The organism is Streptomyces sp. HUAS 15-9 (genome assembly GCF_025642155.1).
In the GTDB taxonomy this organism is placed as follows: Bacteria; Actinomycetota; Actinomycetes; order Streptomycetales; family Streptomycetaceae; genus Streptomyces.
The window spans coordinates 9062331-9088971 of record NZ_CP106798.1; the positions used below are offsets into that span (position 1 = coordinate 9062331).

Annotated in this window: 24 protein-coding genes and 6 pseudogenes; 19 read left to right on the top strand and 11 right to left on the bottom strand. The window is 69.1% G+C overall.

Going from position 1 to position 26641, the window contains the following annotated elements; genetic code table 11:
* Window positions 1-320 precede the first annotated feature (320 nt).
* The gene (locus tag N8I87_RS41230; RefSeq protein WP_263216044.1) at window positions 321-1052 is read right to left on the bottom strand and encodes a dienelactone hydrolase family protein; all 732 of its coding nucleotides are present in this window, start codon (window positions 1050-1052) and stop codon (window positions 321-323) included.
* Between the two features lie 378 nt (window positions 1053-1430).
* Between N8I87_RS41230 and N8I87_RS41235 the strand changes: the two genes are divergently transcribed.
* Window positions 1431-1937 (top strand): allene oxide cyclase barrel-like domain-containing protein, encoded by a 507-nt coding sequence (locus N8I87_RS41235; protein ID WP_263216045.1) that lies wholly within the window; start codon window positions 1431-1433, stop codon window positions 1935-1937.
* 475 nt (window positions 1938-2412) lie between these two features.
* Here N8I87_RS41235 and N8I87_RS41240 read toward each other — a convergent pair.
* From N8I87_RS41240 to N8I87_RS41270, 7 genes and pseudogenes are all read right to left on the bottom strand, one after another.
* A pseudogene (locus N8I87_RS41240) lies at window positions 2413-2790 on the bottom strand (transposase); the annotation flags it as partial.
* Between the two features lie 22 nt (window positions 2791-2812).
* Window positions 2813-4053 (bottom strand): annotated as a pseudogene (locus N8I87_RS41245) (IS110 family RNA-guided transposase).
* A gap of 524 nt (window positions 4054-4577) precedes the next feature.
* A pseudogene (locus N8I87_RS41250) lies at window positions 4578-5406 on the bottom strand (IS110 family transposase); the annotation flags it as partial.
* A gap of 554 nt (window positions 5407-5960) precedes the next feature.
* Window positions 5961-6179 (bottom strand): hypothetical protein, encoded by a 219-nt coding sequence (locus tag N8I87_RS41255; protein WP_263216046.1) that lies wholly within the window; start codon window positions 6177-6179, stop codon window positions 5961-5963.
* Window positions 6179-7258, bottom strand: coding sequence for a cytochrome b N-terminal domain-containing protein (locus tag N8I87_RS41260; protein WP_263216047.1), 1080 nt, complete (start codon window positions 7256-7258; stop codon window positions 6179-6181). The genes N8I87_RS41255 and N8I87_RS41260 overlap by 1 nt, the downstream gene beginning before the upstream one ends.
* The gene (locus tag N8I87_RS41265) at window positions 7255-7854 is read right to left on the bottom strand and encodes a hypothetical protein (protein ID WP_263216048.1); all 600 of its coding nucleotides are present in this window, start codon (window positions 7852-7854) and stop codon (window positions 7255-7257) included. The genes N8I87_RS41260 and N8I87_RS41265 overlap by 4 nt, the downstream gene beginning before the upstream one ends.
* A gap of 241 nt (window positions 7855-8095) precedes the next feature.
* Complete coding sequence (locus N8I87_RS41270) at window positions 8096-9085, bottom strand: Acg family FMN-binding oxidoreductase (RefSeq protein WP_263216049.1); 990 nt, start codon at window positions 9083-9085, stop codon at window positions 8096-8098.
* Window positions 9086-9611: 526 nt separating this feature from the next.
* On the opposite strand from N8I87_RS41270, the gene N8I87_RS41275 reads away from it, so the two are divergent.
* The 15 genes and pseudogenes from N8I87_RS41275 to N8I87_RS41340 form a co-directional block, all read left to right on the top strand.
* A complete protein-coding gene (locus tag N8I87_RS41275) occupies window positions 9612-9866 on the top strand; it encodes a DUF2933 domain-containing protein (protein WP_263216050.1) in 255 nt (84 codons plus the stop codon).
* Between the two features lie 30 nt (window positions 9867-9896).
* Window positions 9897-10178 (top strand): hypothetical protein, encoded by a 282-nt coding sequence (locus N8I87_RS41280; protein WP_263216051.1) that lies wholly within the window; start codon window positions 9897-9899, stop codon window positions 10176-10178.
* On the top strand, window positions 10171-10869 hold the full coding sequence (locus N8I87_RS41285; protein ID WP_263216052.1) for a methyltransferase family protein: 699 nt from the start codon (window positions 10171-10173) through the stop codon (window positions 10867-10869). Before N8I87_RS41280 ends, N8I87_RS41285 begins: the two co-directional genes overlap by 8 nt.
* Window positions 10869-11150 carry a hypothetical protein gene (locus tag N8I87_RS41290; RefSeq protein WP_263216053.1) on the top strand — a complete coding sequence of 94 codons (282 nt, stop codon included), beginning with the start codon at window positions 10869-10871 and terminating at the stop codon, window positions 11148-11150. Before N8I87_RS41285 ends, N8I87_RS41290 begins: the two co-directional genes overlap by 1 nt.
* Window positions 11147-11860 (top strand): ABC transporter ATP-binding protein, encoded by a 714-nt coding sequence (locus N8I87_RS41295; RefSeq protein ID WP_263216055.1) that lies wholly within the window; start codon window positions 11147-11149, stop codon window positions 11858-11860. Before N8I87_RS41290 ends, N8I87_RS41295 begins: the two co-directional genes overlap by 4 nt.
* On the top strand, window positions 11857-13347 hold the full coding sequence (locus N8I87_RS41300; RefSeq protein WP_263216056.1) for an ABC transporter permease: 1491 nt from the start codon (window positions 11857-11859) through the stop codon (window positions 13345-13347). The genes N8I87_RS41295 and N8I87_RS41300 overlap by 4 nt, the downstream gene beginning before the upstream one ends.
* 162 nt (window positions 13348-13509) lie before the next feature.
* Window positions 13510-13920: a cupredoxin domain-containing protein gene (locus N8I87_RS41305; RefSeq protein ID WP_263216057.1), complete on the top strand. Its 411-nt coding sequence runs from the start codon at window positions 13510-13512 to the stop codon at window positions 13918-13920.
* Window positions 13921-14002: 82 nt separating this feature from the next.
* The gene (locus N8I87_RS41310; protein ID WP_263216058.1) at window positions 14003-14674 is read left to right on the top strand and encodes a class I SAM-dependent methyltransferase; all 672 of its coding nucleotides are present in this window, start codon (window positions 14003-14005) and stop codon (window positions 14672-14674) included.
* 100 nt (window positions 14675-14774) lie between these two features.
* Window positions 14775-15278, top strand: coding sequence for a DUF6448 family protein (locus N8I87_RS41315; RefSeq protein WP_263216059.1), 504 nt, complete (start codon window positions 14775-14777; stop codon window positions 15276-15278).
* Window positions 15279-15746: 468 nt separating this feature from the next.
* Entirely contained in the window at window positions 15747-16007 is a 261-nt protein-coding gene (locus tag N8I87_RS41320; RefSeq protein ID WP_263216061.1) for an SHOCT domain-containing protein, read from the top strand.
* Window positions 16004-16630 carry a hypothetical protein gene (locus tag N8I87_RS41325; RefSeq protein ID WP_263216062.1) on the top strand — a complete coding sequence of 209 codons (627 nt, stop codon included), beginning with the start codon at window positions 16004-16006 and terminating at the stop codon, window positions 16628-16630. Before N8I87_RS41320 ends, N8I87_RS41325 begins: the two co-directional genes overlap by 4 nt.
* 297 nt (window positions 16631-16927) lie before the next feature.
* Window positions 16928-17467, top strand: a complete 540-nt coding sequence (locus tag N8I87_RS41330) for a DinB family protein (RefSeq protein ID WP_263216063.1) — start codon at window positions 16928-16930, stop codon at window positions 17465-17467.
* A gap of 329 nt (window positions 17468-17796) precedes the next feature.
* Window positions 17797-17892: pseudogene (locus N8I87_RS44825) on the top strand (IS481 family transposase); the annotation flags it as partial.
* A gap of 277 nt (window positions 17893-18169) precedes the next feature.
* The gene (locus N8I87_RS41335) at window positions 18170-18616 is read left to right on the top strand and encodes a zinc-binding dehydrogenase (protein WP_263216064.1); all 447 of its coding nucleotides are present in this window, start codon (window positions 18170-18172) and stop codon (window positions 18614-18616) included.
* A gap of 580 nt (window positions 18617-19196) precedes the next feature.
* Window positions 19197-19346: pseudogene (locus tag N8I87_RS41340) on the top strand (transposase); the annotation flags it as partial.
* Between the two features lie 156 nt (window positions 19347-19502).
* On the opposite strand, the gene N8I87_RS41345 reads toward N8I87_RS41340, so the two are convergent.
* Window positions 19503-21557, bottom strand: a complete 2055-nt coding sequence (locus N8I87_RS41345; RefSeq protein ID WP_263216065.1) for a SpoIIE family protein phosphatase — start codon at window positions 21555-21557, stop codon at window positions 19503-19505.
* 506 nt (window positions 21558-22063) lie between these two features.
* On the opposite strand from N8I87_RS41345, the gene N8I87_RS41350 reads away from it, so the two are divergent.
* The 3 genes and pseudogenes from N8I87_RS41350 to N8I87_RS41360 all read left to right on the top strand — a co-directional run bounded on the left by N8I87_RS41350 (window position 22064) and on the right by N8I87_RS41360 (window position 24608).
* A complete protein-coding gene (locus N8I87_RS41350; protein WP_263216066.1) occupies window positions 22064-23314 on the top strand; it encodes an IS701 family transposase in 1251 nt (416 codons plus the stop codon).
* A 339-nt stretch (window positions 23315-23653) separates the two neighbouring features.
* Window positions 23654-23881: pseudogene (locus N8I87_RS41355) on the top strand (hypothetical protein); the annotation flags it as partial.
* A 103-nt stretch (window positions 23882-23984) separates the two neighbouring features.
* Window positions 23985-24608 (top strand): hypothetical protein, encoded by a 624-nt coding sequence (locus tag N8I87_RS41360; RefSeq protein WP_263217005.1) that lies wholly within the window; start codon window positions 23985-23987, stop codon window positions 24606-24608.
* A gap of 529 nt (window positions 24609-25137) precedes the next feature.
* Here the strand turns inward: N8I87_RS41360 and N8I87_RS41365 are convergent.
* Both N8I87_RS41365 and N8I87_RS41370 read right to left on the bottom strand, forming a co-directional pair.
* Window positions 25138-25734, bottom strand: coding sequence for an NADPH-dependent F420 reductase (locus N8I87_RS41365; protein ID WP_263216068.1), 597 nt, complete (start codon window positions 25732-25734; stop codon window positions 25138-25140).
* Between the two features lie 42 nt (window positions 25735-25776).
* On the bottom strand, window positions 25777-26595 hold the full coding sequence (locus tag N8I87_RS41370; protein WP_263216069.1) for a 3'(2'),5'-bisphosphate nucleotidase CysQ: 819 nt from the start codon (window positions 26593-26595) through the stop codon (window positions 25777-25779).
* Window positions 26596-26641: the final 46 nt, after the last annotated feature.

Sequence of the window (26641 nt, forward strand, 5' to 3'; positions counted from 1 at the left end):
TGGGTATAACTGCTGGTAGCGGGGCGGTTGCGGGTACTCGGGGGCGGGTGCTACCTCGATGCCCAGGTCCCGGGCCGCGGCGACCAGCGTGTCCAAGGTCCACTCCGAGGGCCCTGACTCGTTGGCGGCCCACATCTCGTTCGCCGGCTGTAAGCGCCTGGTGGGTGGTGCGGGTCTGCCCCACTGACGTGTTCGGCAGAGCCCAGCGATGATCGCGTCCGCAGTTCCGGGGGAGAGAAACCGCGTGACAAAGCCGTGTCAGTGGCACTGTGCCCTTGAGTGACCACCAGCCGGAGTGTTCCCCTGGTGATGGCGCGGGACTACAGGTGTGACTCCAGCGCGGCGTACACCTTCTGCCAGGCGTCGGCGCCGGCCTGCGGGTCGTAGTCGGCCGGGCGGTCGGCGCAGGCGAAGCCGTGGCGGGCACCCGGGTAGGTCACCAGTTCGTGCCGCACCTGGGCCTTGGTGAGTTGCTGTTCGGCCTGTTCCCACTCCTCGGCCGGAATGATGTGGTCCAGCTCGCCGCGAAAGCCCAGCACGAAGGCGCCGCCGGCGGCGATCCGCTCGCTGGTCTCCAGCGGTGGCACGGGACCGACCAGCGGGAAGCCGCTGTTCAGCAGCCACCCGGGGTAGAAGACCGCGGCCAACTCGAAGCTCAGCTCTGTCGCCGTCCGCATCGCGATGTGGCCGCCCATGCTCAGGCCGAGGAACGCCACGCCCCGCTTTCCGGCTTCGGCGCGCGCCGCCGCCAGCGCCGCGGATCCATCAGCCACCAGCTCGTCCCGGTCCAGCGCGCGCATCAGCACCAGGCCGTCCTCGCGCTCCTCGGCGGAGTAACCGAGTCCGGTGCGGCGGGCATTGCGCCAGTAGTAGTCGGGCGCCAGCGCAGCGTACCCGGCCGCCGCCAACTCCGCGCAGGTCCCGCGGACGTAGGCGTTGACTCCATACAGCTCGGAGCAAACCACCACGGCGCCCCGCACCTCACCCGCCGGGCGGTGCACGTACGCCTCGATGCCGCCTGCCTCGCCGAGTGTCTCCCACTGACCAAGCATCACTACCCCCGTGTCTCGATCGTTGAAGCTCAGCCAACTCTACTGGCCGACAACGGCTTTCACTTCGACATTCTTCGGTACTGCGTCACCGGTGCCTCGGCCGACGAGGTGGTCGTGCACGTCCCGGTCCGGCGGTTGGGCGAGGCTCATCCTGCTGCTCTTCCACGTCATCGGGGTCGTGGTGGGCGTGCTGTCCCCGCTGCCGGCCTTAGATCGCGATCTTCGTAGTGCGCGGCCGGCCGGATGTCTCTCGTCCTGGGTTGGTCCGATTGGTCGGATCTGACGGTGGGTCGCGCCGGGACGTTCCGGGCGGCAGCAGAGCCGAGGTTATGAATGCGGCACCTGACCATCCATGAACATCAACCCAGGAGCCACACGATGCGCCCCATCAGGGCAGCCTGTCTCGGCACGGCCACCGCGCTGGTCACCCTTCTCGCCTGCGCCCCTGTCGCGGCCGCCGCGACGGACACCGATTTCGCCCCCGGCAAGGGCGGAGACCGAGTCATCACACTCATCGGCCATCTCGCGCAGCAGACGCGCTTCCCCGTCAACCCCGGCGGCAGCCCCGCCCAGGGCGATCGGACCGTCTTCCGCTCGGACCTCTTCGACGAGCACGGCAACCAGGTCGGCGACACCGGCGGCACCTGCACCACCACCCGGGTCGACAACGGCGGAGCGGAGGAGTGCGTTGTGAACTACAACCTTCCGGGCGGCCAACTCACCGTGCAGGGGATGGTCTTCGGTATTCTCAACCCTGGCCCTCCCCCTTCGTTCGACAACGCGATCACCGGCGGCACGGGGGCATTCGACCGGGCCCGTGGCTGGGTCCACGCCGACACGATCGGTACGGGCACGAGGCGCTTCACGATCGACCTCGACCGCTGACTGACCCTGCCCCGCCCGGTGAGAAGGCTGGGCCGTCCACGGCACGGCCCACCGGATCGATTGGTCCCATTGGCGACGTCGCAACCAGGCTCGATCCCAGGCCATCCACCATCAGCGCCAAGCGGCCCAGGCATGAAGGTCGCGATCTACAGCTGGAGTATTGGGACAGCCCCCGAACCCAGGTGAGCTCGGCGCATGGTGAACCCGCCAATTGAAGCGCTCAGTCATGCTACGGATGCTGTTTCGACGTGATGGTGAATGTCATGCCGACGGGGCCTGGGTCGCGGTGACATCCGAACCGACCTCGAAACGGTATCCGGTCGACCGGTTCGCGCGCAGCGTGGGTCCCGGGGTTCAGCCAGAGCTCCCGGAGCCCGAGTGCACGACCGGGTAGCTGACGCCCAGGGGCCGGGCAGGGGGCCGGGCGTGACGGGGGGCGGGGGGTGCCTCTATGTCCTTCGTCAAGGCTGAGTGGTCATGTGGTGGCTGCTTCGGAGCTGCGTGGTTCGTAGAAGGTGCCGTCGCGGAGCATCGCGAAGAGCACGCTGATGCGGTGGCGGGCGAGGCGGAGGAGGGCCTGGGTGTGGGTCTTGCCCCGATCACGGCATTTGTCGTAGTAGGTGCGGGAGGCGGGATCATGCAGGGCGGCGAACGCCGAGAGGAACATGGCCCGTTTGAGCTGCCGGTTTCCGCTTCTGGGTGCGTGTTCGCCGTGGATCGAGGTTCCCGACGATTTGGTGGCGGGGGCGAGTCCGGCGTAGGAGGCGAGGTGGGCGGCGCTGGGGAAGCTGGTGCCGTCGCCGACGGTGACCAGCAGGACTGCGGCGGTCCTGACCGCGACCCCCGGCATCGAGACATCCGATGCGGAAGAACTGTCAAGCGGCATCCGCTAGTTGAGTGTCTGATGGGGCGGCGAAGGCCACCGTTTCGCTGTAGTGGACGCGGTGGGTGAGGCAGTGGTGGAGGCAGCCGAGCATGCGGTTGAAAAGGTTGCGCTGAGCGGCGGTGTGGCGGTCTCCGGCCTTGCGGCGGCGGTCGTAGTGGGCTCTGGCGCCGTCTGAGTGGGCCATGGCGGCGAAGGCCCACACGTAGCCGACACCGGCCAGTCGCTGGTTCTTGACCCGGCGGGCAAGGACGGCCACGCTCTTGCCGGAGGCCCTGGTGATCGGGGCCGAACCGGCGTAAGCCTTGAGGCTTTTCGCGTCGGCGAAGCGGGATCGGTCGTCGCCGATCTCGGCGAACACCCGGGCGCCGCTGAGCGCGCTGAGCCCTGGGAAGCCGGTGATGATCTCGGCGTCCGGGTGCTGCTTAAAAGACTCCATCGCGGCCTCGGCGAGGTCGTCGGCGCTGGCGCAGGCGGCATCCAGCTGCCGCAGCAGGGCGAGGGTCTGGCGGCCCATGGCCTCTTCGACCAGCGGGAGCTGGCGCATCTGCGGGGCGCGCAGCGCGGTCTGGAGACGCTCTGCCTCTGCATCGATGGTGTTCTTGCGACCGGCCTTCTTCAGCAACGACCGCAACTGGGCGCGGGTCAGCTGGGCGGCCTGGCCGGGGTGGGGGCGGCCGCAAGCAGGACGCGGGCGATGGGGTGGCAGACGCCCTCGCGGCGCACGCCGACGGAGGCGAGGAAGCCGGGGAAGTACGCGCGGAGGTGCGAGGTGAGCTTGTTGGCGGCCTGGGTGCGGTCCCACACGGCGTCCTGCTGAGCGCGGGCGAGGACCGCGATTGCCTGGGCGAGCTCGGAGTCGGCCGGCAGCTGGCGGTGGGCGGCGGCGTCGGTGCGCAGGATGTTCGCGAGTACCACGGCGTCGAGGTGGTCGGACTTCTTGCGGGAGACCGCATGCCGGTCGCGGTAGCGTGCTGCGGCCAGCGGGTTGATCGCGTAGATGGGGCGGCCGGTCGCGCGCAGGCAGGCGACCAGCAGCCCGCGGGAGGTCTCGATGGCCACCGGAATGGGAGCTTCGGCGCTGTCGCCGTGCTCGGTAAGCATCTGCAGGAGGTGGGCCAGGCCGTCGGCGTTGTCGTCGATACGGGCCTTGTCCAGTAAGGATCCGGCGTTGTCGACCAGGACGACGTCGTGGTGGTCGCTGGCCCAGTCGATGCCGCAGAACACGCTCAATACGGTTCACGTCCTCTCGGGTGAGTCGCGTATTTTGGCTGGTCACAGCCGTGCGGGGCACGCGTCTCCCTAATGGCAGGGCTCGATGGCCCGTCATCCGATTAGCCGTTCGTGACCCCAGCGACCTGCAGGGTCCTCAGTCTTGAGAAGAGCTCGATGGCTCCTGAACAGGTCAGAGGTGATCCCTGCGAGCGGCTCGGACCATGAACGTCAACGGTCTGATCATGTGATCGGTCACGTTGCCGACCACGAGCGCCAGCACCCGCCGGTCTTTTTCAGGGGCTCAAGCCCGGATCAACGGAGGGCATCGTGCTGACGCCGGTGTCCGGCAACGTGACCGGGACGGCGGGAGAAGCGGCGGCTCGACTCTGCATTCAAGGGGTCCTGGCCCCGGGAACCCACGACGAGTACAACCCGTCCCTCCCGCCATCGATCGGAGTCAGAACCATCGAGCCACTCTCGATTTCAGGGTTCATCCACCTGGGTCAGGACGAGGCTTCTCCGGCTCCAACTGCTGCCCATTAGGTCAGGACCTGGGAAAGAGGGTGGTCCTCCAGCAGGGCTTTGATCTGGGCTTCCAGAGCCCGACGTTGTTCGTGGACGGCGGCCAGGGACCGGGCCAGGGAGGGGATGACGACGTCGAGGGTGCCGGTCCCCGGAACGACGACGGTCTGTTCGTCGAGCGCGTCGAAGATGTCGTCGATCAGGCGAGCGGCCATGCGAGGGGCCTTGGGCCGGATCACTTCGATGAGCCTGCGGCGGCGGCTTTCCGCAGGGCAGCCGGGGATCCGTAGCGTTCCAGCAGCCAGGTGGCGGCGGGGTGGTCCAGCCGGGGGCCGAGGACGCGTTCCAGCGAGGGGTGGAACTGGGTGAGCAGGCCGCGTATCCGGTTACTGGTGCGGGTGGCCTCAGCCGCGAGGTCCTGGTCGAAGCCGACCAGCACGGTCAGTTCGGCGGTGATCTCGTCGGTGAGCTCGAGCGAGCGCAGGGTGTGTGGCATGGTGCGGGCGGCGTCCGCGATGACCGCGGCGTCCTTCGCGTCGGTCTTCGCTTCGCCCGGGTAGAGATCGGCGATCCGCCGCATCGCGAGTCCGGGCAGGTAGGCGACCTTGCAGCGGCGTCGCGGGCGACGGTGAGCGGGAGGGCGCCGATGGAGGCGGGCTGGTCGACGATGACGAGCACGGTGCCGAACTTGGCGGCCAGTTTGTCGAAGACGGCCCGCAGCTTCGGCTCGCTGTTGGGCAGCTGCTTGTCGAAGACCTTCTTGTCGGCCGGGGTGAGCCCGTGGCCGTGGTGAGCGGTCTTGCCGACGTCCAGGCCGAGGAAGACGCCCACATCGCCGATGTCGAACATCGTGCTCCCAACTGCTTCGGTGCGGTGCTGGCCGGGGAGTCGGCGCCGTACGCGCGCATCCACGTTATGCAGACCTGCCGCCTGCAAGCGGCCGGGCATTGCGCCAGGCCAGGCGGTAGTCGGACCTCTCATCAGCGTCTCCAACGGCACCCCTCGGGCCCGGTGACACCACCCCCCAGGTCATCCGTTCGACAGGGGGGAACAGTCATGCCGGGCCCGGAGGCCAGCGGCCCTCTTGCAGGACCGCGAAGAACATAACGGGGGAGCGGACGGCCTGATCGAGGAGCGAGGGCGGTAGTTGGGACGTTGATGTGGACGCAGGGAATCGGAAGTGACTGCCTCGGGCCCATCCTGTCGACGCCGGCCAGTGGGAGGCCAACTGCGCGTGATCAGTGTCCTGCAGGCGAGGTCCTGACTCTGCTCTGGTTCGCCGCCGTGCAGCATTGCCACTGCTCGCCGGACGTGGGGTCATGGCCGTGGTGATCCGCGGTTGTCCGCGGTATGCGGCACAGCTTTCCTCCCCCGCTTCCCCTGTGGCTGCCCGGGGTGCGAGGTCATCGTGAAGGGCGGGGGCGGCCGACAAGCGCGGCAAAGATCCGTGCCGCCTGGACGGCGGATGCGGCCAGCACGAGTCCGCTGATCAGGACGCGCAGAGCCGCGCCCGGTCCCGGGGATGCGCGCAGCCCCTCGTACAGGACGCCCGACGCGCATACCGCCGTGGCGGTGAGGGCCCAGAACCAGCGTCGGGCGCGCCTCGGGGCGGCGGCGCTCATCAGTGGCCCTTCGGGTTGGCGATCCAGACCTTGACGGTGATCGCGGCGAGCGCCAGCAGCAGGACGGTGGCCGCTCCGAGGGCGAGTTTGCGCTCGCGCCATCTCCGTCTCGGGCTGCGGTCCAGGAACGGCACGAGGAAGATCAGCCCGAAGACGCCCGCGATGACCCATGCGATGGAGGCGACTCCGAACCATTCCTCCATAGGGAAGAACCACCAGAACATCCACAGCGGGCGGGTGATCTCGATACCCTCGACAGGGGTGGGCCCGACCACGGGCGGCAGCAGCACGCCCAGCAGCGACAGCACCCCGAGCAGGACGAGCCCGAAGGCGGCCACACGCCTGAGGTGGGTGGTGAACGGCTCGGACGGCTCGAGGGCGGAAGCCGGGATCTCGGGATGCGAGGAGATTCTGTGCCGCTTGATCAGCAGGGCGTGCCATACGAAGAGCAGCAGGATCAGGCCGGGGACGATCACCACATGGGCGTTGAACAGGCGCAGCAGGATGGACACCCGACTGGTCAGTTCATCGGTGAACCAGATGCCGGCCCCGCCGAGGAGTTCGGCCACCTCAAGGTTGTGGACCATGGCCTCGTACCCCTCCTGGTCCCATTTCAGGACCGTGCCGGTGAACACCGCGAGGAACGTGAGCAGGAACATCGCCGCACCGACGACCCAGTTGCCCTCGCGGGGTTTCTTGTACGAGGCGTGGAAGAACACGCGCAGCAGGTGGAGCAGGGCCAGGACGAACATCGCCTGCGCCGCCCAGAAGTGCAGGCCACGGGTGAAGCCGCCCAGCCACACATCGGTCACCAGGTCGCGTACGGACTGGTTCGCGTCCTCCGGGATCGGTGCGTAGAACTGCGTGATGTAGATTCCGGTGACCAGCAGGATCACGAAGGCCACCGCTGTGATGCCGCCCAGGCTCCACGCCAGGTTGTTCGCGTGCTCGGGCACCGGATAGGTCAGCGCCTTGATGCCCATGCGTTCGTCGATCGCGTCGACGGCGCGATGGAACCACCCGCGGTGGCCCGGTGCCGCCCTGGCCCGGGGCGCCGGGGTCGGTGAGGCCGACGTCATCGTTTCCTGTCCTCCCCGTCTTTTTCCGCGGCGGTGCGGCGCTTCAGTTCCCGGATGCTGTAGCGGGGGCGCAGCCGGACGGACAGCCACAGCCCGACCGCGATGGCGAGGAGGGACAGCGCGAACAGGGCGGCATCGCCCGAATCGGCGATGCCGCGGGCCGGCCGGAATTCATCCAGCACCACGCTCGTCCCGGTCTCGGTACCCGTGACCAGGTGCCCGGCTTTCGGAGCGGACGGCAGCTTGCCGTCCAGTGAACGCAGCAGCAGCCCGTGGGCCTCCCGGAGGGAGGCTTCTTCGGGGCCCGGCCGCTCGACCACGTCGAGGGCCTGGCGGACGATGTTCAGGTCGACGCCCTCCTTGTGCGGGGCCTCCAGGGCGTCTTCGATGCGCTCGGACACCTGCTCCTTGTGGGCGTCGTTGGCGATCAGCGCGATGGCCTGCTCGACCAGCACCGCCGACTCGTCGCTCTCCCCGCCATGCGCTTGGGCCACGCCCGGAAGGAGCAGCGGGACGAGGGCCGCGACCGGAAGCGCCGCAGGAGTCCGGGCAGCGACGCGTACCAGCACCCGCGGGCCGGGTGAGTACCTGCGCACGGCGATCGCCCTCCATGGCTCCTGAGGACGTGGCACCGCTTTGACCAGCACGTGCCGAGTATGGGACGGCCCGTGAGGATTCCCGGTCACTGACCCGCCGCGCCCTCAGCTTGTTCACCCCCATGGAGGGCGGCCGCAGCCTCGGCCACCGGGATGGGAAGACGACCTCCTGAGCCTGCGCCGGACGGGCAGACGGTGACGGCTTTCGCGTGGGGACCGCGGGGTGGTCACCTGTCCTCGTTCACGCGATGTCGAGCACTTCTTCCACCGGTCGGCGAGGGGTCGCACGGACTGGGGGGCCGTATCCGAGGCGCAGCACCATCTGCACATGTCCGATGGCCGTGGTGGGGTCGCGCGCGAGCCAGCGCAGATCGGTCCACTCCAGGGCGTGGGAGGTGAGAGAGGTGGACAGCCCGTGCACGGTGGCCAGGAGCAGGACGCGTTCCATCGCCTGCCCCGCGCGCAGCCAGTCCTCCATCCCGTCGCCCGCCGTGCCCAGCAGGGCCAGCTGAGGGGTCCGTTCGAATGTGGCCATCCTGCGCCCGGAGACGGGGCGGCGGCCTGCGAGATCGCGTACCGGAGCCTCGCCGTCCCGTTTGCGGGGCCCGAACGCGTACTCCGGGATCCCGTCCGTGGCCGCACCGGCGTCCTCGGCTCCGATGCGGGTCCAGCGGGCCAGTTCCTCGGCGCGTCCGGCATCGACGGCATCGTGCCCCTCGGCGTCGTGGACCAGCTCCAGCAGCGTCTGCACATGCCAGGGCCCGGGGAAGACCAGGTGCGCTCCTTCCAGCTCCGCGCCGTGGCGGAGAGCGGCCTGCACCTCGGGGGGTACCTCCGTCTCGGTGAACGGCTCACGGCTGGTGTGCCGGCGGTGGACGGCGGGATACAGCTCGGCCAGACCACGGTCGGAGCGGACCGGGTCCGTCAGCTGCACCGTTGCCAGCAGGTACGGATCTTCGGGATCCGGCAGCAGTTCGACGGCCGGCTCCCAACCTGCGTGTACGGCGGCGACCCGCAGGTTGAACAGGGCAGCGCCACAGCCCAGACACAGTGCGCGGTTGTCCGGATCGGAGCGCGGCATCGTACGGGTGAGATCCGCACACAGATGGAACGCGCCGCCGTCACGAAGGAACCGGAACCGCCACGGCTGCGCGTTGTACATGGACGGAGCGGCTGTGGCGTCCTTCACGAGCGCCGTCACGGCCTCGGTGTCGAGCCGTTGCACCAGCACCGAAGACCTCCCTCAGCAGGTCCCTTCTTCCCTCCCACTATTCCACTGCCCAGGAGGACACGCCGGAGACGATGGCTCCGTCCTGCGTGCGGCCACGCATCGACCTGTCGCAGTCACACCCCCAGGGGTATTTCTGACTGGTCCGGCAGCCTTCACAGGCGCAGGGTGCGGCGCAAGGTGTCGGTCGTTCTGCGAACCGCTCCTCGGCTACCCCTGCCAGGCAGGGGCTGAACGGCCCACCGGCCCTGGACCGTCCGGCCCCAGACCGCCACGTCACGCAGAGGGACGATGCAGGTGAAGACAGGAAAGTACCTGCGCCTGCGCCCTCAACAGCCCACACGAACACACCCACACCTCTGCCGCACCCCCGCCCCCCGAGGACATCCTTCGTGAGCGGCTGGCCCGGGGGAGATCGACGAGGAAGTACCGGCGCCGCCTGACCACGCTGCACACGGTCCTCTCACCAAGACTGAAACCGGGCCGCCCCGGTCGCGGCCCACAGCCCCTCCGCTGAAGGAGGCGCGTGATGAACGACAAGCGCAACTACGGCATGTACGCCCTCGCCGCCGCGATCGTCGTCGTCGGCGCACTGATCGTCGGCGCGTCCGTGGAAAGCCTGGTCTGGCTCGCCCTCGTCGCTGCCTGCCCGCTGATGATGTTCTTCATGATGCGCAGCATGCACGGCCAGGGCACGGACAGCGGACACGATCAGCACCGTGACGACCGGCACGAGGGCCCGCTGCACAAGCACGACCACCACACCGGGCCCGGGCGGGCCTGACCTGCCCGGCCCGGGCAGAGGGTGAGTGCCATGGCCGCCGTGATCGCATCGCCGGCCGGGGCGCTGATCCTGGCGGGCATCGCCTACGACATCGCCCGCCTGATCACCCCCGACGAACCCCGCCGCCCGCCGCCGGCCCGCCTGCGTGGACGGCGCACCGCGCTGGAGGAAGCCGAACGGCGGCTGGTGGGCCTGCGCCTTCATCACCGCGTCGGCGCGGCCACCTACCAGCGACGCATGAGCCGCCTCGCACGTGGACAGCGGCGCACCATCACCGGACCGGCCAACGCCGCGGGAGGACGTCATGGCTGACGCGGCATACGACCTGTGGCCTCTCGTGGTCCTCAACACCCTGCTCTTCGTGGTGTTCGCCGCCAGCTTCTTCCACCCGAAAACGAAGCGGGACTGGCGCGCGATGGGCGCCTACAGCGCCTTCCTGGTCGCCCTGTTCACCGAGATGTACGGCATCCCTCTGACCGTCTACCTGCTGGGCAGCTGGCTCGGCTCCCGGTTCCCACTGCTGAAGGACACCCACGCCGGCGGCCACCTGTGGAACGACCTGACCGGCTGGTCCGGCGATCCGCACCTGAGCCCTTTCCACCTGGCCAGTTACGTCGCCATCGGCACCGGGTTCTGGCTGATCGCCGCCGCCTGGAAACACCTGCATGAAGCCGCCCAGCACGACGAACTGGCCACCACCGGCCCCTACGCGTGGGTGCGGCACCCGCAGTACGACGGCTTCCTCCTCATCATGATCGGGTTCCTGCTGCAGTGGCCGACCATCCCGACTCTGATCATGTTCCCGGTCCTGGTCTACGTGTACCTGCACCTCGCCCGCAACGAAGAACGCGAAGTCGCTGCCCGGTTCGGCGAACAGTGGACCGCCTACGCGGAGCGCACCCCCGCGTTCTGGCCGAAGCTGCGCCACCGCACACCCCCGCACGGCCGGGCTCCCGGAAACGTCCGCGTACCAAAGCAGCCCGCCACACGGAGGCGAGCGTGATGACGGCGCTGACCTGGATCCTGATCGCCGTCGGCCTCGTGACCGTCGCCGTCTGCGCCGCCCGGGTGCACCGCCAGGGCGGCCCTTCCCCGCGTGCCACCCTGGCCCTGCCGATCGCCGGTGTGCTCGCCCTGCCCGCGCTCCTGGTCGAGGACGTGCCGACGGCGGCCTGGGGCTTGTGGGGCACCATCACTATCGCCGCCACCCTGACCTGGGCCGTCGCCGACACCCTGCGCGACATCCCCAACCGGGCAGCGGGCAAGGCCCGGAGGATGTCATGACTCCCGACGCAGCTCAGCCGTTGCGGGCGCAGACCATCTCCGCAGCTGTTGGCGCAGCCGCTCCCGAAGTCTCCCCGGGCGTCGTACTGGCGGCCGCCGGGGTGGCCAAGGCATACGGGCGCGGCGTGTGGCCGACCCGGCGTCGCACCCCGGTGCTGCGCGGCGTGGATCTGGAACTGGCCGGGGGTGAGGTCGTCGGCCTGGTCGGCGAGAACGGCTCCGGCAAGAGCACCCTGATGAAGATCCTGGTCGGGGACCTGGCCGCCGACAGCGGCACCGTCTCCCGCAGCGGGCGGATCGGCTACTGCCCACAGGAGCCCGTCGTCTACGAACGCCTCACCTGCGACGAACACTTCGAGCTGTTCGGCCGCGCCTACGGCCTGGACGAGCAGACCGAGCGTGACTCCCGCGCCCGCATCTACACCCAGCTGGGCTTCGAACGCTACGCCACCGCCCGCGCCGACCGGCTGTCCGGCGGCACGCTGTCGAAGCTGAACCTTGGCCTGGCGCTGCTGGCCGACCCCGAGGTGCTGCTGCTGGACGAACCGTACGCGGGCTTCGACTTCGACACGTATCTGAAGTTCTGGGACCTGGTGGCCCAGCGCCGCCGGGCGGGCCGGTCGGTGCTGATCATCAGCCACTTCGTCACCGATGAGGAACGCTTCGACCGCATCATCCAGCTGCGGGACGGACGGGCGGTGCCACAATGACCGGCTTGCTCGCCCGGCGCTTCCTCACGGATGCGGCACGCACCCCGGTGAATCTGCTGGTGCTCGTACTGGTGCCGGTGGTGTTCGTCGTAGTCGCCTCCCGCCCTCTGGCCGACACCGCCGACCTGCTCGGTGGCCCCGGCGGACCTGCGGTGCAGACCGCCACTGCAGGTTGGGCGGCCGGGTTCATCGCCGCCATCGCCATGTATTTCCAGCTGCGCGGCGCCCGAGCCGCCGACCGGCGCCTAGTCCTGGCCGGTCTGGCAGCGGCCCGGCTGGTTGCCGCTCGCATGGCCACGGGCCTGACTCTTGCGCTGCTGGCCGCCACTGCGGCCCTGGTGGCGCTCGCCGCGCGCACGGGGCTCGGGGACCAACCGGCCCGGGCGGTGGCCGGGACGGTGATGTACGCGGTGATCTACCTGGCGATCGGCGCACTGATCGGCGCACTGGCCGCGAACCCGGTCAACGGCACTGTGCTGGTGCTGTTCGTGTGGATCCTGGACGTCTTCTTCGGTCCCGTCCTCGGTGCCGCCGACCGGCCCCTGACCCGCGTGCTGCCCACCCACTTCGTGACCCTGTGGATGGTGGACCTGCCGTCCGGCCACGGCGGACACCTCGGCGATCTCGGCTGGGCCCTCACCTGGACCACCGCCGCTCTGGCCGCGGCGTGGACAGTGATCACCGCCACCACCCGCACACGTCACGCACACCGCCGCGCCCGCCCCGGCTCGCTGAGGAACCAGTTGGCCGCCGGGGTGCGGATGGGACTGCGCGAGGCGGGACGCAACCGGGTGCTGTGGGTGCTCCTGATCGCCGTCCCTGTCGTCTTCGTCCTGCTCGCGGTGGCCACCACTCCGGACGAGAACACCGCCCTGACGGTGCGCGAGAACGGGCGTACGTTCGCCCAGCAGGCGTGGCTGCCCGACATCCACGGCGGCACCATGGCTCCCATCGCCATCGGCTCTCTCGCCGCCCTGGCCGGCCTGTTCACCATCCTGGACGCCCGCTCGGGCGACCGGCGCCTGTCCCTGGCGGGTTTCCGTCCCGCAGTCCTGCTCGCCTCCCGGCTGGCCGTCGTCGCTTTGGGGGCGTTGGTTGCCACCGCCGCCTCACTCGCGGTCACGGCCACCGTCTTCGACGCCCGTAACTGGCCGCGCTACATCGCCGCCTGTGTCCTCATCGCCCTCACCTACGGCCTCATCGGCGTTCTGCTCGGCCCGCTGTTCGGACGCGTCGGCGGCGTCCTGATCGCCTTCCTCGTCCCCTTCCTGGACCTGGGCATCGAGCAGAGCCCGATGCTTCGCTCGTCCCCGGCCGACTGGGCACACGCGCTGCCCGGATACGGCTCCGGACGCATCCTGATCGACGCCGCCCTCACCCCCGGCTTCGACGAAACCGGCTCCCTGCTCATCGCCCTCGCCTGGCTGACCGGGCTCACCCTCGCCGCGGCCATCCTCTTCCGGCGCCCGGCCACCACCCCCGGGTAACCCCTACCGCCGGACACACGACCTCACACCCCTGCGGGTGAGCAGGCGAGGCAGACAGCGGTACGAGCCACCCAAGCACCGCCACAGACGGCGAACCTGAATGCAACCGCCGGACACCGGCCGAGCCCGACCGTCCGGTCCCCGTCCGAAAGGCCACCCCCGATGACCTTCCCCCGACCGCACCGGGCCCGCACCGCCGTCGCCCTGGGGACAGCCTCTGCCTGCACGCTGCTCGCCCTGGTCAGCTGCTCGAATGGTGGTAACGGCAAGGGCCCGGCCACCACCAGCACCCCGCCCGCCGCGACCAGTGCCGCTCCTGCCGCGGCGCGCATCGTGATCGAGAACTTCGCCTTCAGCCCGGCGAACCTTCACGTACGCCCCGGAACGAAGGTCACCGTCGTCAACCGCGACTCCGCCTCGCACACCGTGACCGCCACCGGGGACAAGGCGTTCGACACCGGCAGCATCGCAGGCGACGTGACCGCCACCTTCACCGCGCCGTCCGCCCCCGGAAGCTACTCCTACATCTGCACCATCCACCCGACCATGAAGGGCACCCTCACCGTGGGCTGACACCAAGTGGCCAGCCCACGCGCCGAGCCCAGGCCCTGCCCACGACGCTGTGAGCCCCGTAGAGACGAGTCGGTGACAAGTCATGTCCCAGCAGATGAGGCCACCCATCCGGTCGCGCCCGGTCTTCGCCCGCTTTTACGCCAAGGTCGCCGGTCCAGCCCTGGCGAAGGCGGGCGTCACGGAACACCGCAAGCGCCTGCTGACCGGCCTGTCCGGCGAGGTCATCGAGATCGGTGCGGGCAACGGCCTGAATTTCCCCCACTACCCCGGCACAGTGACCCGGCTTCTTGCGGTGGAACCCGAGCCCCACCTGCGCGAGTTGGCCGTCCACCGCGCCCGCTCCGCTGCCGTCACCGTTCACGTGGTGGGCGGCCGGGCCGAGCAACTTCCTGCCGAGGACGCCTCGTTCGACGCGGCCGTCGTCTGTCTGACGCTGTGCTCGGTCGCCGACCCGCGCGCCGCGCTCGCCGAACTCCACCGGGTGCTGCGGCCAGGCGGAAAGCTCCGCTTCTTCGAGCACGTACGTGCCGAATCGCCGGCGATGCGGCGCGTACAGCGGGTCCTGGACGCGACCGTCTGGCCCCTGCTGGTGGGCGGCTGCCACGTCGGCCGCGACACCCAGTCCGCGATCGCCGCAGCCGGGTTCCGTCTCATCGAGATGGAGAAATTCTCCTTCCCCGACAGCCGACTGCCCTCGCCCGCCGCCACGCACATACTCGGCACAGCTCAGCGCGAACCGGTAGGCACATCATGATCACGCTGCCCGGCTCCGGCTCGGGTGCGATGCTGGAGGTGAGACTCGGAAGAGGTGACCGGTCATGCCACCGCATTGTGACTCCCTCGACGGTCCCGTTGTGAAGGCTGCACGTGCGGCCTTGCAGAAGGGAGATGTCACCTACATCCTGCCCTACGTCTCCGAGGAAGGAGAGCAGGAAGTGCGCGAGGCATTCGGCCTCGCCGACGAGGCGCGGGCGCTCGGCCCGACGGCCGGGGAAGTGGCCGACCGCTGGTTCTTCGAGACGGTTGTCCGCGTGCACCGTGCCGGGGAAGGTGCGCCCTTTACAGGACTGAAACCGGCCGGGATGGACGTCGGGCCGGTGATCCCGGCTGTCGAACGCGCTCTCGATGCCGGCTCCGCGGACGAGCTGACCGAACTGCTGTGCGGGATAGTCCGTGAGCAGGTGGATGCAAGGCTCGTACACGCCATGGCCCTCAAAGAACATGCCGGTGAAGGTGTGGCCGCCGCACGTGAGTACATCGAGGCATCGCTCGGCCTGCAGGTATGGGCCCACAGCCTCTACAAGCAGGCGATCGCCGACCCGCATGCCCGTGCCGCGCATCCCCGCCCGAGGGTCTGATCGCAATCGGCTCCCGACTGCGGACCACGGCGGTGACCATCGCCGTGCCAGGCACCGCCGGGCCGTTCGGAGGCGAGGGCGTGCCGCTCGCGCCGCGATGGCGGCGGGCGGTACTGATCAAGGGACGTGATCGCCGACGCGCGCCCGGTGAAGCTCATGCTCCCCTCTCGTCTAAGCGACCGCGGCCTCACGTCGGCGCGCTGCTCGCCGGAGCCGTCGTCGACGCCTACGGTCTCAGCCGCGGTCTGGGCCCTCGCCGAACTCACCGCCGCCTCCGGCCTTTCTGGCTTTCTGGTGGCGGTACGCAACACAGTCCTGACCATGCGCTGAGTCCCGCAGCACACGATGACCGACGGGCCCGAGCGACCCACAGGCGGGACCGAACGGCCCTTGTGCCGCAAAAGGGTCCGGATCAGTGTGGATACATACGGGACTCCCCAGAGTTCGAGCCCTTCGGAGGTGGGGAGAATGATGTACTGGGACGGCGGCTGGGCCTGGATGATGTTCATGCCGCTTCTATGGATCGTCCTGATCGGTCTCGTCGTGTGGGCGGTCATACGCCTCACCCACCATCCGGCCGGCCATGGGGACGGCCCCGAGCACAGGTGGCCGCAGCGGGAGACCCCGGAGGAGATCCTCGACCGCCGCTTCGCCTCCGGCGAGATTGACGCGGACACCTATGCCGAGGCGCGGCAGCAGTTGGCCGCTCACCGTGCGAGGCCGCAGTGACCTGGCTGCGGGGGCGCTGGGTGCCACTGACGGTGCTGGTCGCCGCGCTCGCCGCCCTCATCGCCTCCCTCGTGTGGGTCTCGGGCCCCTCCGGCGGGCCGTCCCGCCACGGGCCGATGACGGGAATCGCGTCCCGTGACGGTCCGGTGCGCAGCCTGACGGACGCCGGCCGCGCGGCAGACCGCTTCGGGGACCGATGGGGCCTGCACGTCGGTGAGGTGATGCGGTTCACCAACGGCTACTACGCCGAACTCCTCGACGCCTCCGGCAAAGGCGCCACCGAGGTGCTCATCGATCCCCGCAGCGGAACCGTCCACCTGGAGTTCGGTCCCGCCATGATGTGGAACACCGCCTACGGCATGATGTCGGCCCGCGCCGACAGCAGGGCGGCGACGATCGGCCCGGAGCAGGCCTCGGGGATCGCCAACCGCTGGCTCGAAGAACACCGGCCGGGCCTGCGCGCTGCCGAGCCCGAGGACTTCCCCGGCTACTACACCCTGCACACCCAGCGCAACGGGAAGACCGTCGGCATGCTCTCGGTCAACGACCGGACCGGGGACGTCTGGTACCACACCTGGCACGGCCGCTTCGTCGAGATGCGAGAACCAGCCGACAGCCAGTAATCCTCAAGCGGTGAGCCGACAGCCGTTGACCGGGGGAGTCGATCGTGACCTGCGCCCGTTTTGCACAGCCTGCCGGACTTCACGCCGGCGCGACGGTACAGAGCCAGCACGGCACGAGCAACCCAGGCAAGTCCGGGACAAGACCAGCGCGGTCTTCGTCTCCACCGCCCCTGAACGCGACACCCCAAGGTTCTGGACAAGTGGCTGGCATCCTTCGACGACAGCTTCGGCTGTTGTCCCGGCCCTGTGGCGGGGGCATCATCACAGCCTCACAGTGTCGAGCGGGAGCAACAGGCCATGGCGAGCGCGCATTCGATGGACCGGCACGCCGTGTACGAGGACTACGAGCGCGCCCGGCAGACCTTCCATCGTCTGCTGGAGACGGCCGGTGAAGCGGACCTGGGCAAACCAACTCGCGGAACCCGGTGGACCAACGAGCAGCTGCTCTGGCACATGCTCTTCGGCTACATGCTGGTCCGCGTACTGCTGGTCCTGGTGCGCGTCTTCGGATGGCTTCCCGGCGGCGTTGGCAGGGCGTTCGCTCGCCTGCTGGATGCCGCCACCGTGCCGTTCCACTTCATCAACTACCTGGGTCCGGTCGGAGCGGTGAAGGTCTGCGGGCCTCGCTGGATGGCTGCCATGTTCGACCGGGTCGTCCGTTCCCTCAGTCGCCGACTCGCAGCGGAATCCGAGGCTGACCTGGCCCGTGGCATGCACTATCCCGTCCGGTGGGATCCGTTCTTCCGTGACTTCATGACGCTCGCGGACATCTACCGCTATCCGACCCAGCACTTCGACTTTCACCACCGACAGCTCACTCTCGAAGAAGGTGACTGAAACTCCATGTACCCTGGCGTGACCAGACCTGTTCCAGTAAGGCCAGTTGGGTGACGGTTCAACGGTTGACGGTGTCACAGCTCTCCGGGATGGCCGCCCGTCCGTCTACGTCGAGCGCATGCCGATGGCGGAGAGTTGCTTGATCTGCTCCGGTGCCGCGCATCCAAGCGCTATGGCCACCGGCCGGGCGAACCCACGCGGTCACGCAATAGCCGGGAGCCGCTGCGCCGATCCGGCTTGAAGCGTGCTCCGCTGCCCGCCCCACGGTCAGGCTGGCTCTGGCGGCGATGTAGAAGCGGTCCCGGCCTTCGTCCGCGCTGCGTACGGCAGCCACCCAGTTGAAGGTGGTCGGGAAGATCATCTATCTGCGGGAGAACTACCGCTTCGGGCCTGAGAAGATCGCGATGTACCTCAAGCGGTACCACTGTGAACCCGCTCGGCCTGCCAGGCCGCGAGCAGGCCGAGTGTCCCACGCGCCCCTGCGCCGAGATGAGCCGCCCAGCGAGCGAAAACGCATGGGCTATTCGCTCCGTGGCGGTATCCGCTTGCTGTGCTTGACCGCCGCACGGTGAGCACCGGCCCGTCCGCATCCGGGACATGGGGCCTGTGCACCTTGCGGTGTCGGAAGCCCCGACCAGGCAGGTGGAGAGACCGCCGGATTGACCGGATGTGCGGCCGGGGCGGCGCGCCTAGCCTGAAGGGGTGAGACGTGTCGTCGTCGACCATTTTGGCGGCCCCGAGGTACTCAGGGTCGTGGAGGACGACGATCCCCGACCGGGGCGGGGCGAGGTGTGCGTCAGGGTCCTGGCCGCCGGTGTCTCGTTCACCGACGCCCTGCTGCGCGCCGGCTCGTATCTCGGTGTCCCGAAGCCGCCGTTCACGCCTGGCTACGAGCTCGTCGGTGTCGGCGAGGAGCTTCCCGTGGGTCGTCGCCGAGCGCTCCCCGTGGGTGGCGGACCCCGCTACCCGGACTGGTTCCGGGAGGACTTCCACGCGCTGCTCCAACTGCTTCGTCGTGGCGAGATCCACCCGGTCGTGGCCGAGCGCCTGCCGCTGTCGGACGCCCGCCGAGCGCACGAGCTCCTCGAGCGCTCGGCGGCGACGGGAAAAATCGTGCTTGTGCCTCAATCCGAGGACGCCGCTCGCTGATGGTGCGCGACGGCCGTGCCGGTCGAGTCAGGCGCGTCGTGCCCGGTCCGAAGGCAGGGGCGGCGGACCGGCTCGCCCGTGGCCCGGTCGGGTGGCAGCCAGGGCGGGCAGGCGGTGACGGGTCCGTCCACGACGCACCAGCCCGGACGCAACGGGTCGGCCGGGGTCACCGGGCATTGTCGTGGGACACGAGGGCCCTTGCAGCTCGGCGCAGACATCGCAATCCGCATCGCCCCCGGTTGTCCGCGTGCGGCCACGGCCTGCGCGATTGCACCCGCCATGAGTCCTGCGGCGGGCGTGCGCGACGACTGACGCGCACCTGACCAAAGGGGGCGCGCAGGAGGCGGAGGCAGTGCCCCCAAATACCTGGGCTTGGTGCTGTCCCGGCCGACGGCGTGGGAGCCTGTGAGTGGTATGGGAACTCCACGAAGGCACCCTGTGCTTCCGCGCCCTCCGTGGACGCTGCGGCAACATGTCCCCACCGTGCTGCGCCAACGCCTCGTCGAGCTGATCGTTGCGCGTCTGGTGAACCAAACCCAGGACGGCCACGCCCTCACCGTGCTGGGACGTGAGGCTCACGCGGCTGTTCCCGCCCCTGGAGCGGGTGGATGACGCTGTCCGGTGCCGGCGGACCGGCGTGCCGAAGGGCGTCGGGCACCGGGAGAAGTGGCCGCTGGCGCTGGACGCCCTGGACGAACTGGCCACGTGGCAGCTTGTGCCGTCGGCCGTCGGCCGATGCCTCGCTACCGGCAGCCATCGGTGACGGTGGCGGCACTGGCCACGGCGTCTTCGAAGACCGGATCAGCGCCTGGTGCAACTCGAGGACTTACACAAGAGCGCTTACCCGCCCCGGACGTCTGCCCGCCCGTGCAGTTGCCTCGGCGTGCTAGCGGGGCCGTGCGAGGAGGACGGCGACGTCGTCTTGTGCGGGTGTAGGGAGCAGGTGGGCGAGGAGATGGTCGCGGGTCTTCTCCAGCGTGCGGTCTGGTGTGCACAGAGCGTGGGCGAGCTGGTTGAGGCCCTGCTCCAGGTCGGTGTCGTGGCTCTCGATCAGTCCGTCGGTGTAGAGGGCGAGCAGGGTGCCCGGCGGCAGGGGGACCTGCTCGGTGTCGTAGGGATCGTCCGGGCAGGCGCCGAGTGGGGCGCCGCAGGGGGTGTCGAGGAACCTGACCGTGCCGTGGGGGTCGGCCAGGGCGGGTGGAGGGTGGCCTGCCCGGGTGATCAGGCAGCTGGATGTGGCGGGGTCGTAGACGGCGTAGGCGCATGTCGCCAGTTCGTAGTCGCCGAGGTCGGCGACGGTGCTGTCCAGGTGCTGCAGCAGGCGGTCCGGTGGCACGTTCTGACAGGCCAGAGTGCGGGCCATGACGCGCAGTTGGCCCATGACCGCTGCGGCTCTGATGCCATGGCCCATGACGTCACCGATGATCAGGCCGGTCCGGCCGTCGGGAAGTGTGAGTACGTCGAGCCAGTCGCCGCCCACTTCGTTGTCGCTGCTGGCAGGCAGGTAGCCGCTGGCCAGCTCGAGCCCCGGCACGGTGGGCAGCGGCTTGATGAGACTGCGTTGCAGGGTGAGGGCCGCTTCGCGGCGGCTGGCATACAGGCGGGCGTTGTCGATGTTCAAAGCGGCCCGGTCGACCAGCTCGTCGATGAGCACGGTGTCCTGTTCGTCGAACGGTTCACTGCGGGTGCGGGTGACGATCACCAGGCCCAGCACCTTTCCCCGGGCATCCAGGGGGACGACGCGCGCCCAGCCCGGCGTGCTGGCGGCGAACAGGCCACAGTGCGGGTCGGCCGGCACGGCCCTGAGCGTCGGCAGGGGCAGAGGGACTGTGCGGGGGCGCCGCTTGGCGAGAGAGGATGTGTACACCGAATCGGGAGGGACGCGGTAGGTGACTTCCGGTGCGGACTGTTGCGCCGGGGCGGCAGAACCGAGCCCTGCCACGGCCAGGCAGTGCAGCAGTCCGTGTGTGGACACACCGACGTCGTCGGGGGCCAGCACGCCCTCCAGCAGGAGTACCTCAGCGGTGTCGGCGAGCTGGGGCACGAGCATCTGCGCCAGCCCTTCAGCCGCCTGCCGAAGATCCAGGGTGGTGCCGATGCGCTCGCCGGCTTCAGCCAACAACGCGAACCTCTGGCGGGCCCGCTCGGCCCGCACATGGTCGGCCTGCCCCTTGGTGATGTCGATGACCGAAGCAATCACACCCAGTGGCTCGCCGTCACTGTCGGTCAACGGGGCATAGGAACACGACCAGATCCGGTCCTGGTCGGGGCTGGCCGCGGTGCGGCCGGTGCGGAGGTCGACCACGGCGCGTCCGGTCGTGAGCACCTGCCGCATGGAGGCTTCCGCTGCCGCGTGATCGATGCCGGGCACTATCTCGCTGATCTGCTTGCCCACATGCGCGGTCGCGGGCACGCCGTTCATGGCGGCGAGCGCATTGTTGACCCGCACGTAACGCAGCTCGCAGTCAAAAAGTGCCAGGCCGATCGGGGACTGGCTGAACAGGCCTTCGAGGGCGGCCAGCGAGTCCCGCATCCGCTTCACGGCAGAGGTCTCGGCGGCGATCACCAACGTGCCAGGCCCCCCATGGGGATTGGGGATCGGAGAAATCCACATCTCCATCTCGACCAGATGCCCGTCCTGATGCCGCACCGGATACGCCCCCACCACCGTCTCTCCGGCGCGGGTCCGTGCAACCAGCTCGCGCGCCAGTTCTCGGTTGGGTTCCGGAACCAGCAGGGGAAACCCGTCCTGGCCGAGCATGTCCTTGGCCTGCCAGCCCAGCAGATTCTCTGCAGCCAGCGCCCACTGCCACACACGCCCATCCTGATCGTTGGCCCAAACCGCCATGGGGAGGAGGTCCCGAAACACCCCCGGGTGTCCGACCAGTGGCTGACTGTGCACACCGGCACTGCCACCGGAATCTGATTGATGCTCGTCCATGGGGTCAACCATGCGAAGCCCTCACTGGCCTGCAGGGAGGACGAAGCCTCCGCAGGCGTCTAGCCCTCTCGCCTTTCGCCTGGCGGCCGCCAGATCGGCGATATCGGACAAACATTAATATATTGTTGCATTTCTATCCACTCTCCCCTTTTCTTTCTTCGGTCCAGCACGGGTGTCGGTGTCCCGAGGGGTACCTGGATCAGCGCCCCGATGATCTTCAGGAGGGAACGGTCATCGCCCCCGGAGCCTCACCGCAGCCGCCCGCCGCGGCCCATCCCGGCCCGGTGGCCTGATGCTCATGGGTGACACGCCGCTGGAGGCCATGGCTGGCCCGAACTGCATCGCATCCGTTCCGTACTGACGCTTGCCTCGTCAGCGCTGGCGCACATCGCACCTTCGGGCACCGGTTGCTCGGCAGCGCTCTAGTAGGGCTTGGTCATCTTCACTCCTGAGTGGCGTGTCTGTTGCCTCGTGGGTGGCGTTGTCGTGGTGTGACACCTGAGGAGATGACCGAGGCCCGGGGGGACCTGGAGGCGTTCGCGGCGGAGTTGTTCGACGGGTTCTTCCGTGCGGACCAGCGGCGGTGGGGACAGGCGTATGTGCGAGGGCTGCTGCTGGACGGGCGGCGTAAGTCGGTGGAGCCGATGGCAGCCCGCCTCGGCGAGGACGGCAACCGGCAGGCGCTGGCGCACTTCATCACCTCCAGCCCGTGGGATCCGGCGCATGTGCGGGCCCGGCTGGCCTGGAGGATGCACGAGGCGATCGGTCCGGAGGCGCTGATCGTTGACGACACCGGCTTCCTCAAGGACGGGGACGCGTCTGCGTGTGTGTCGCGGCAGTACACCGGCACCGCGGGCAAGGTCACCAACTGCCAGGTGGGAGTGTCGCTGCACCTGGCCCGTGAGCAGGCCTCGGCCGCAGTGAACTGGCGGCTGTTCGTGCCCGCTTCATGGGATCCGGCCTCTGGACAGGCGGATGCGGCCAAGGTCGCCCGCCGCGGCCGTTGCGGCATCCCCGCCCAGGTGGGGCATGTGGAGAAGCGGCAGCTGGCCCTGGACATGATCGACGAAACCCGGTCGTGGGGCGTCGATGTCCCCTTGGTCGTGGCGGATGCCGGATACGGCGATGCCGCCGCCTTCCGTCTGGGGCTGGAGGAACGCAGCCTGCCCTATGCGGTCGGGATCTCCTGCCGCCACACCGCCCATCCGGCCGACGCCCGGCCCGTCCAGCCCCCTACGCGGGCACCGGCCTTACCACCGAAAGCGCAGTACCCCGACCCTGCGCAGACGGTGAAAGACCTGGTCATCGCGGTAGGCCGGGCGGCTGCACGGCCGGTTTCCTGGCGGGTAGGCTCCCGGCCGGGCACGGGCCGAAACGGCTTCAAGCGCATGTACTCGCGGTTCGTCGCCCTCAGGGTCCGGCCCGCCGGACGGGGCCTACGCAAGACCACGGACGCTCCCGAGCTGCCTGAACGCTGGCTGCTGGCCGAATGGCCCGCCACCGAGAGCGAGCCGGTGCAGTTCTGGCTGTCCAGCCTGCCCTCCGGCATGCCACTGGCCACCCTGGTGCGGCTGACCAAGCTGCGCTGGCGCATCGAGCACGACTACCGGGAGATGAAACAGGCCCTGGGACTTGCCCACTTCGAAGGCCGCACCTGGGGCGGCTGGCACCACCATGTCACCCTCGTCTCCGCCGCCCATGCCTTCTGCACCCTCAGGCGCATGGCTCGCGCCCCAAAAGACACAGCGGCGGTCTGAGTCTCTACCAGATCGTCCGTGAACTGCAGACACTCCTCGCCCTCTGGACCGGCGCCTGCCCCACCTGCCGCCGCGACATACCCGCACCGATAGCAAGATGACCAAGCCCTACTAGGGCTGCTCTTTCAAGAGCCCCCCGCTTCGGCCACTATGCCGTGGGGCGCGGGTGGGGGCTTTCGTGCCGCGGGAGCCTTGCGGTGCAATGGCCCGCGTGTCGACCTTGTGGATTGTCCTTCTCCCGTTGTTGCTCGTCGTTGTCGGAGTCCTGCTCCTGCTGGAGTGGTTTATGGACGGACGGCGAAGCGCGCCGGACGGCGTAACGGCTGTAAGGATGCTGCTCACGGCGGCGGGACATGGATCTGTCGGCGGGACGAGAGCCTGCGGCTGCCGTACGACGCGATCATCGAGCGGACTGCAGACGGCATCCCCTATCTGGTGCCGGAGCTGGTGTTGTTGTTCAAGGCGAAGGCGGCACGGCCCAAGGATCATGCGGACTTCGACGGGGTCCTGCCGCTGCTGAGCCAGGCGCGGCGCGCCGTTCTCGCTGAGTGGCTGACGAGAGTGCATGGTGAGGCAGTGAGGCAGCCCCTGTCTGCGGAACGCAACGGACGAGCTGTGGGCACTGAAATGCAGAAGACCGTGGCTCCGAGCACTTGTACTGTCAGGCGCCGTGAGTACGGACATCCACGGCGGTATCGAGTTTCGCCATCCGGGCGTCGGCACGGACTACTACGAGGGCGAGCCGTGGGTCGGCGCAATGGATCTCTGGCCCTTGTACGACGAGACCGACTACGCGTCCTTCGGATGCCTCTTCGGCGTGCGCAACCACGCGGGCTACCCGCCCCTGGCCGCGGAGCGTGGTTTGCCCGACGACTTGTCGAGCGGGCTACGCGAGCGCCTGCAGCCTTGGGTGGCAGACGGCCACCTGACAGGGGCCACCTGGGTCAGCTGGGCTGAGATCGCCGGACTGGATCCAGCAACTGCTCCGGAGCACTACATTGGCCGGCTCACTTGGTCATCCCTGGCGAAGCCCTCGACTCTGCATCAGCAACTTGTTCCGGCTGAATGGTCCCCGGAGCTGGTTACCGCGGTGGGTCCACGCCCACACGAACTGGAAGAAGGCGACCACTACGTCGAGTGGAACCGCGGAGACCTGCTTTGCCGGTACGAGTCGTTGACGGCTGGTTCCATCCTGGGGCCCAGGTCCCACTGGCCACACGTGTTTGCCGTAATGGAAGCTCTGGCGGATCGTTTCGGTGATGACGCTGTTCGACTGGTCGTGGCCTTCGACTAATCAAGAACTCCTCAGCTGGTCGATCACGGAACCGCGGACAGAGCCTTGAAAGCGGCCACCTCCTTCTCGAGGGTGACCCCACACCTGCTCAGTGGATCTCCTCACGCGTCTGGCCTGCGGACACGACCCGCACCTGGACGTCGACTTCAGCCCGCTGCGCGGCGACGGCCCCGGCGCGGACGGATACGGCCAGGCAGCCTGACCATCGATGAAGGTCATTACTTCAGCGGCAGGGTGATGCCGTCCGGCGCCAGCGCCAGCGCCAGCGCCGGAGCCATGCACACGCACGCGCATTTGGATCGGCGAGTGTGAGGCTGGTGTCGGCGGCCGCTGCGGGTATCGGCGGGCAGATTCGCGACCAGCTGCGCAAGCGTGTCCGCCGCGAGATGGGCCGATTCCTCGGTGCGAGGCCCAGAGCCCCGGGAAGGGTGGCCACGGGTCGCCGCCCGGCGCTGAATCGCCGGCCCTGGCTGCGCTGTCGTATCCGTTCTGGATGTGGGCCCGCCGGGGGCGGTGCACTGTGTACGGATCAGCGGGCGATTGAGATCGCGAACGGCGCGAATCCGCTGGACCGAATCACGTGCGGTACGAACAGGATCGCGGCCTCCGTGGCGCGGGCGGTCTGGATCCCGCCGAGATCAGTGATCCACTCCTTTTGCCAGCCGAGGTCGGTGAGCAGTTCACGGACGGTCTGCTTGGCCTGCGGGTCCTCGCCGGAGAGGAACGCGGTCGGCGTCCGGGTGAGAGCGGCTGGCGCGGTCATCACCGGGAAGAGCATGGTGTTGAGTGTCTTGACGACGCGCGTTTCGGGGAGCGCTTCCTGGAGTTGCTCGGCGAGGCTTGAGCCGGGGTAGATCAGGTCGGCGGGCAGTCCGTCCGGTCCGTCGGTGGTGGCGTTGGAGACGTCGACGAGGATCTTGTCCCGGAGTTCTTCGCGCAGGGCGACGAGCCGGTCCAGCGAGCCGGCACCCGGGGTGGCGTTGATGACGATCTGGGCTGTCCGGGCAGCGTCGGCGGCGGCGCCTGGCGCGCGGTCCGCCACGGTCACCTCATGCCCTGCCCGGATGAGGGCAGTGGCCAGGTTGCCGCCGACGCGGCCGTTTCCGAGAACTGCGATCGTGTTCAATGTTGATCTGGTCCTTCCGTGCGTGCAGGTTGTGGTGCGCGGTCAGCGTGAGAGCGTGGCGACGGCCTCGGCGTGGACGCCGGGCGCGGCGGCCAGGAAGCTCTCGCCCTGCGGGGTCCAGGGGCGGCCCTCGGCGTCGGAGATCTGTCCGCCGGCCTCGGTGACGAGCAGCGCCCCGGGCAGCAGATCCGCGCGGGCGCCGGCGAACTGCCAGAAGGCGTCGATCCGGCCGGCGGCCACGTTCAGCAGGTGCAGGGTCGCGGGCACGGCGGTGCGGACGACGAGCGCGTCGAAAAGCATCGCGGTGATCGAGGAGCCGACGCGCCGCACGACCTTCTCGTCCTCGTCCGGCCGGGCCTGGCTGGTGGCCACGATGCTCAGGCCGAGGTCCGCGGTCTGGGAGACGTGCAGCGGCCGGCCGTCGAGGTGGGCGCCCGCGCCGGTGAGCGCGGTGTAGGTCTCGCCGGTCAACGGCAGGTGGACCACGGTGAGCACCGGCTGGTTCTCACGCACGAGGGTGGCGGTCACCGCCCACTCCGGCAGGGCGTGCAGATGGTTGACGTTGCCCTCGGCCGGATCCACGACCCACCATTCGCCGGGCGGCAGCGCCCCGCCGTCCAGTTCGTCCTCCACCCAGCCGGCGTCCGGGCGCAGGCGCGTGAGGCGGGGGCGCAGGATGTCGAGGGCCGTGTCGTCGTTGGCGGCGAGCGCGCGCATCAGCTCTTCGCGGGTCTGGTAGCGGACCACCTCGCCGAAGCGCTCGCGCAGCGCCGAACCGGCTGCGCGCACGGCGTTCGCAGTCTGGCTGAGCAGGTCGGCGTCGGAGGCGGCGACGTCAGTGGTCTGAAGCGTTTCGTACATGGTGGTGCTCCCGTCTGAGAAGGGGTGATGAGGCCGGTCGAGGGTC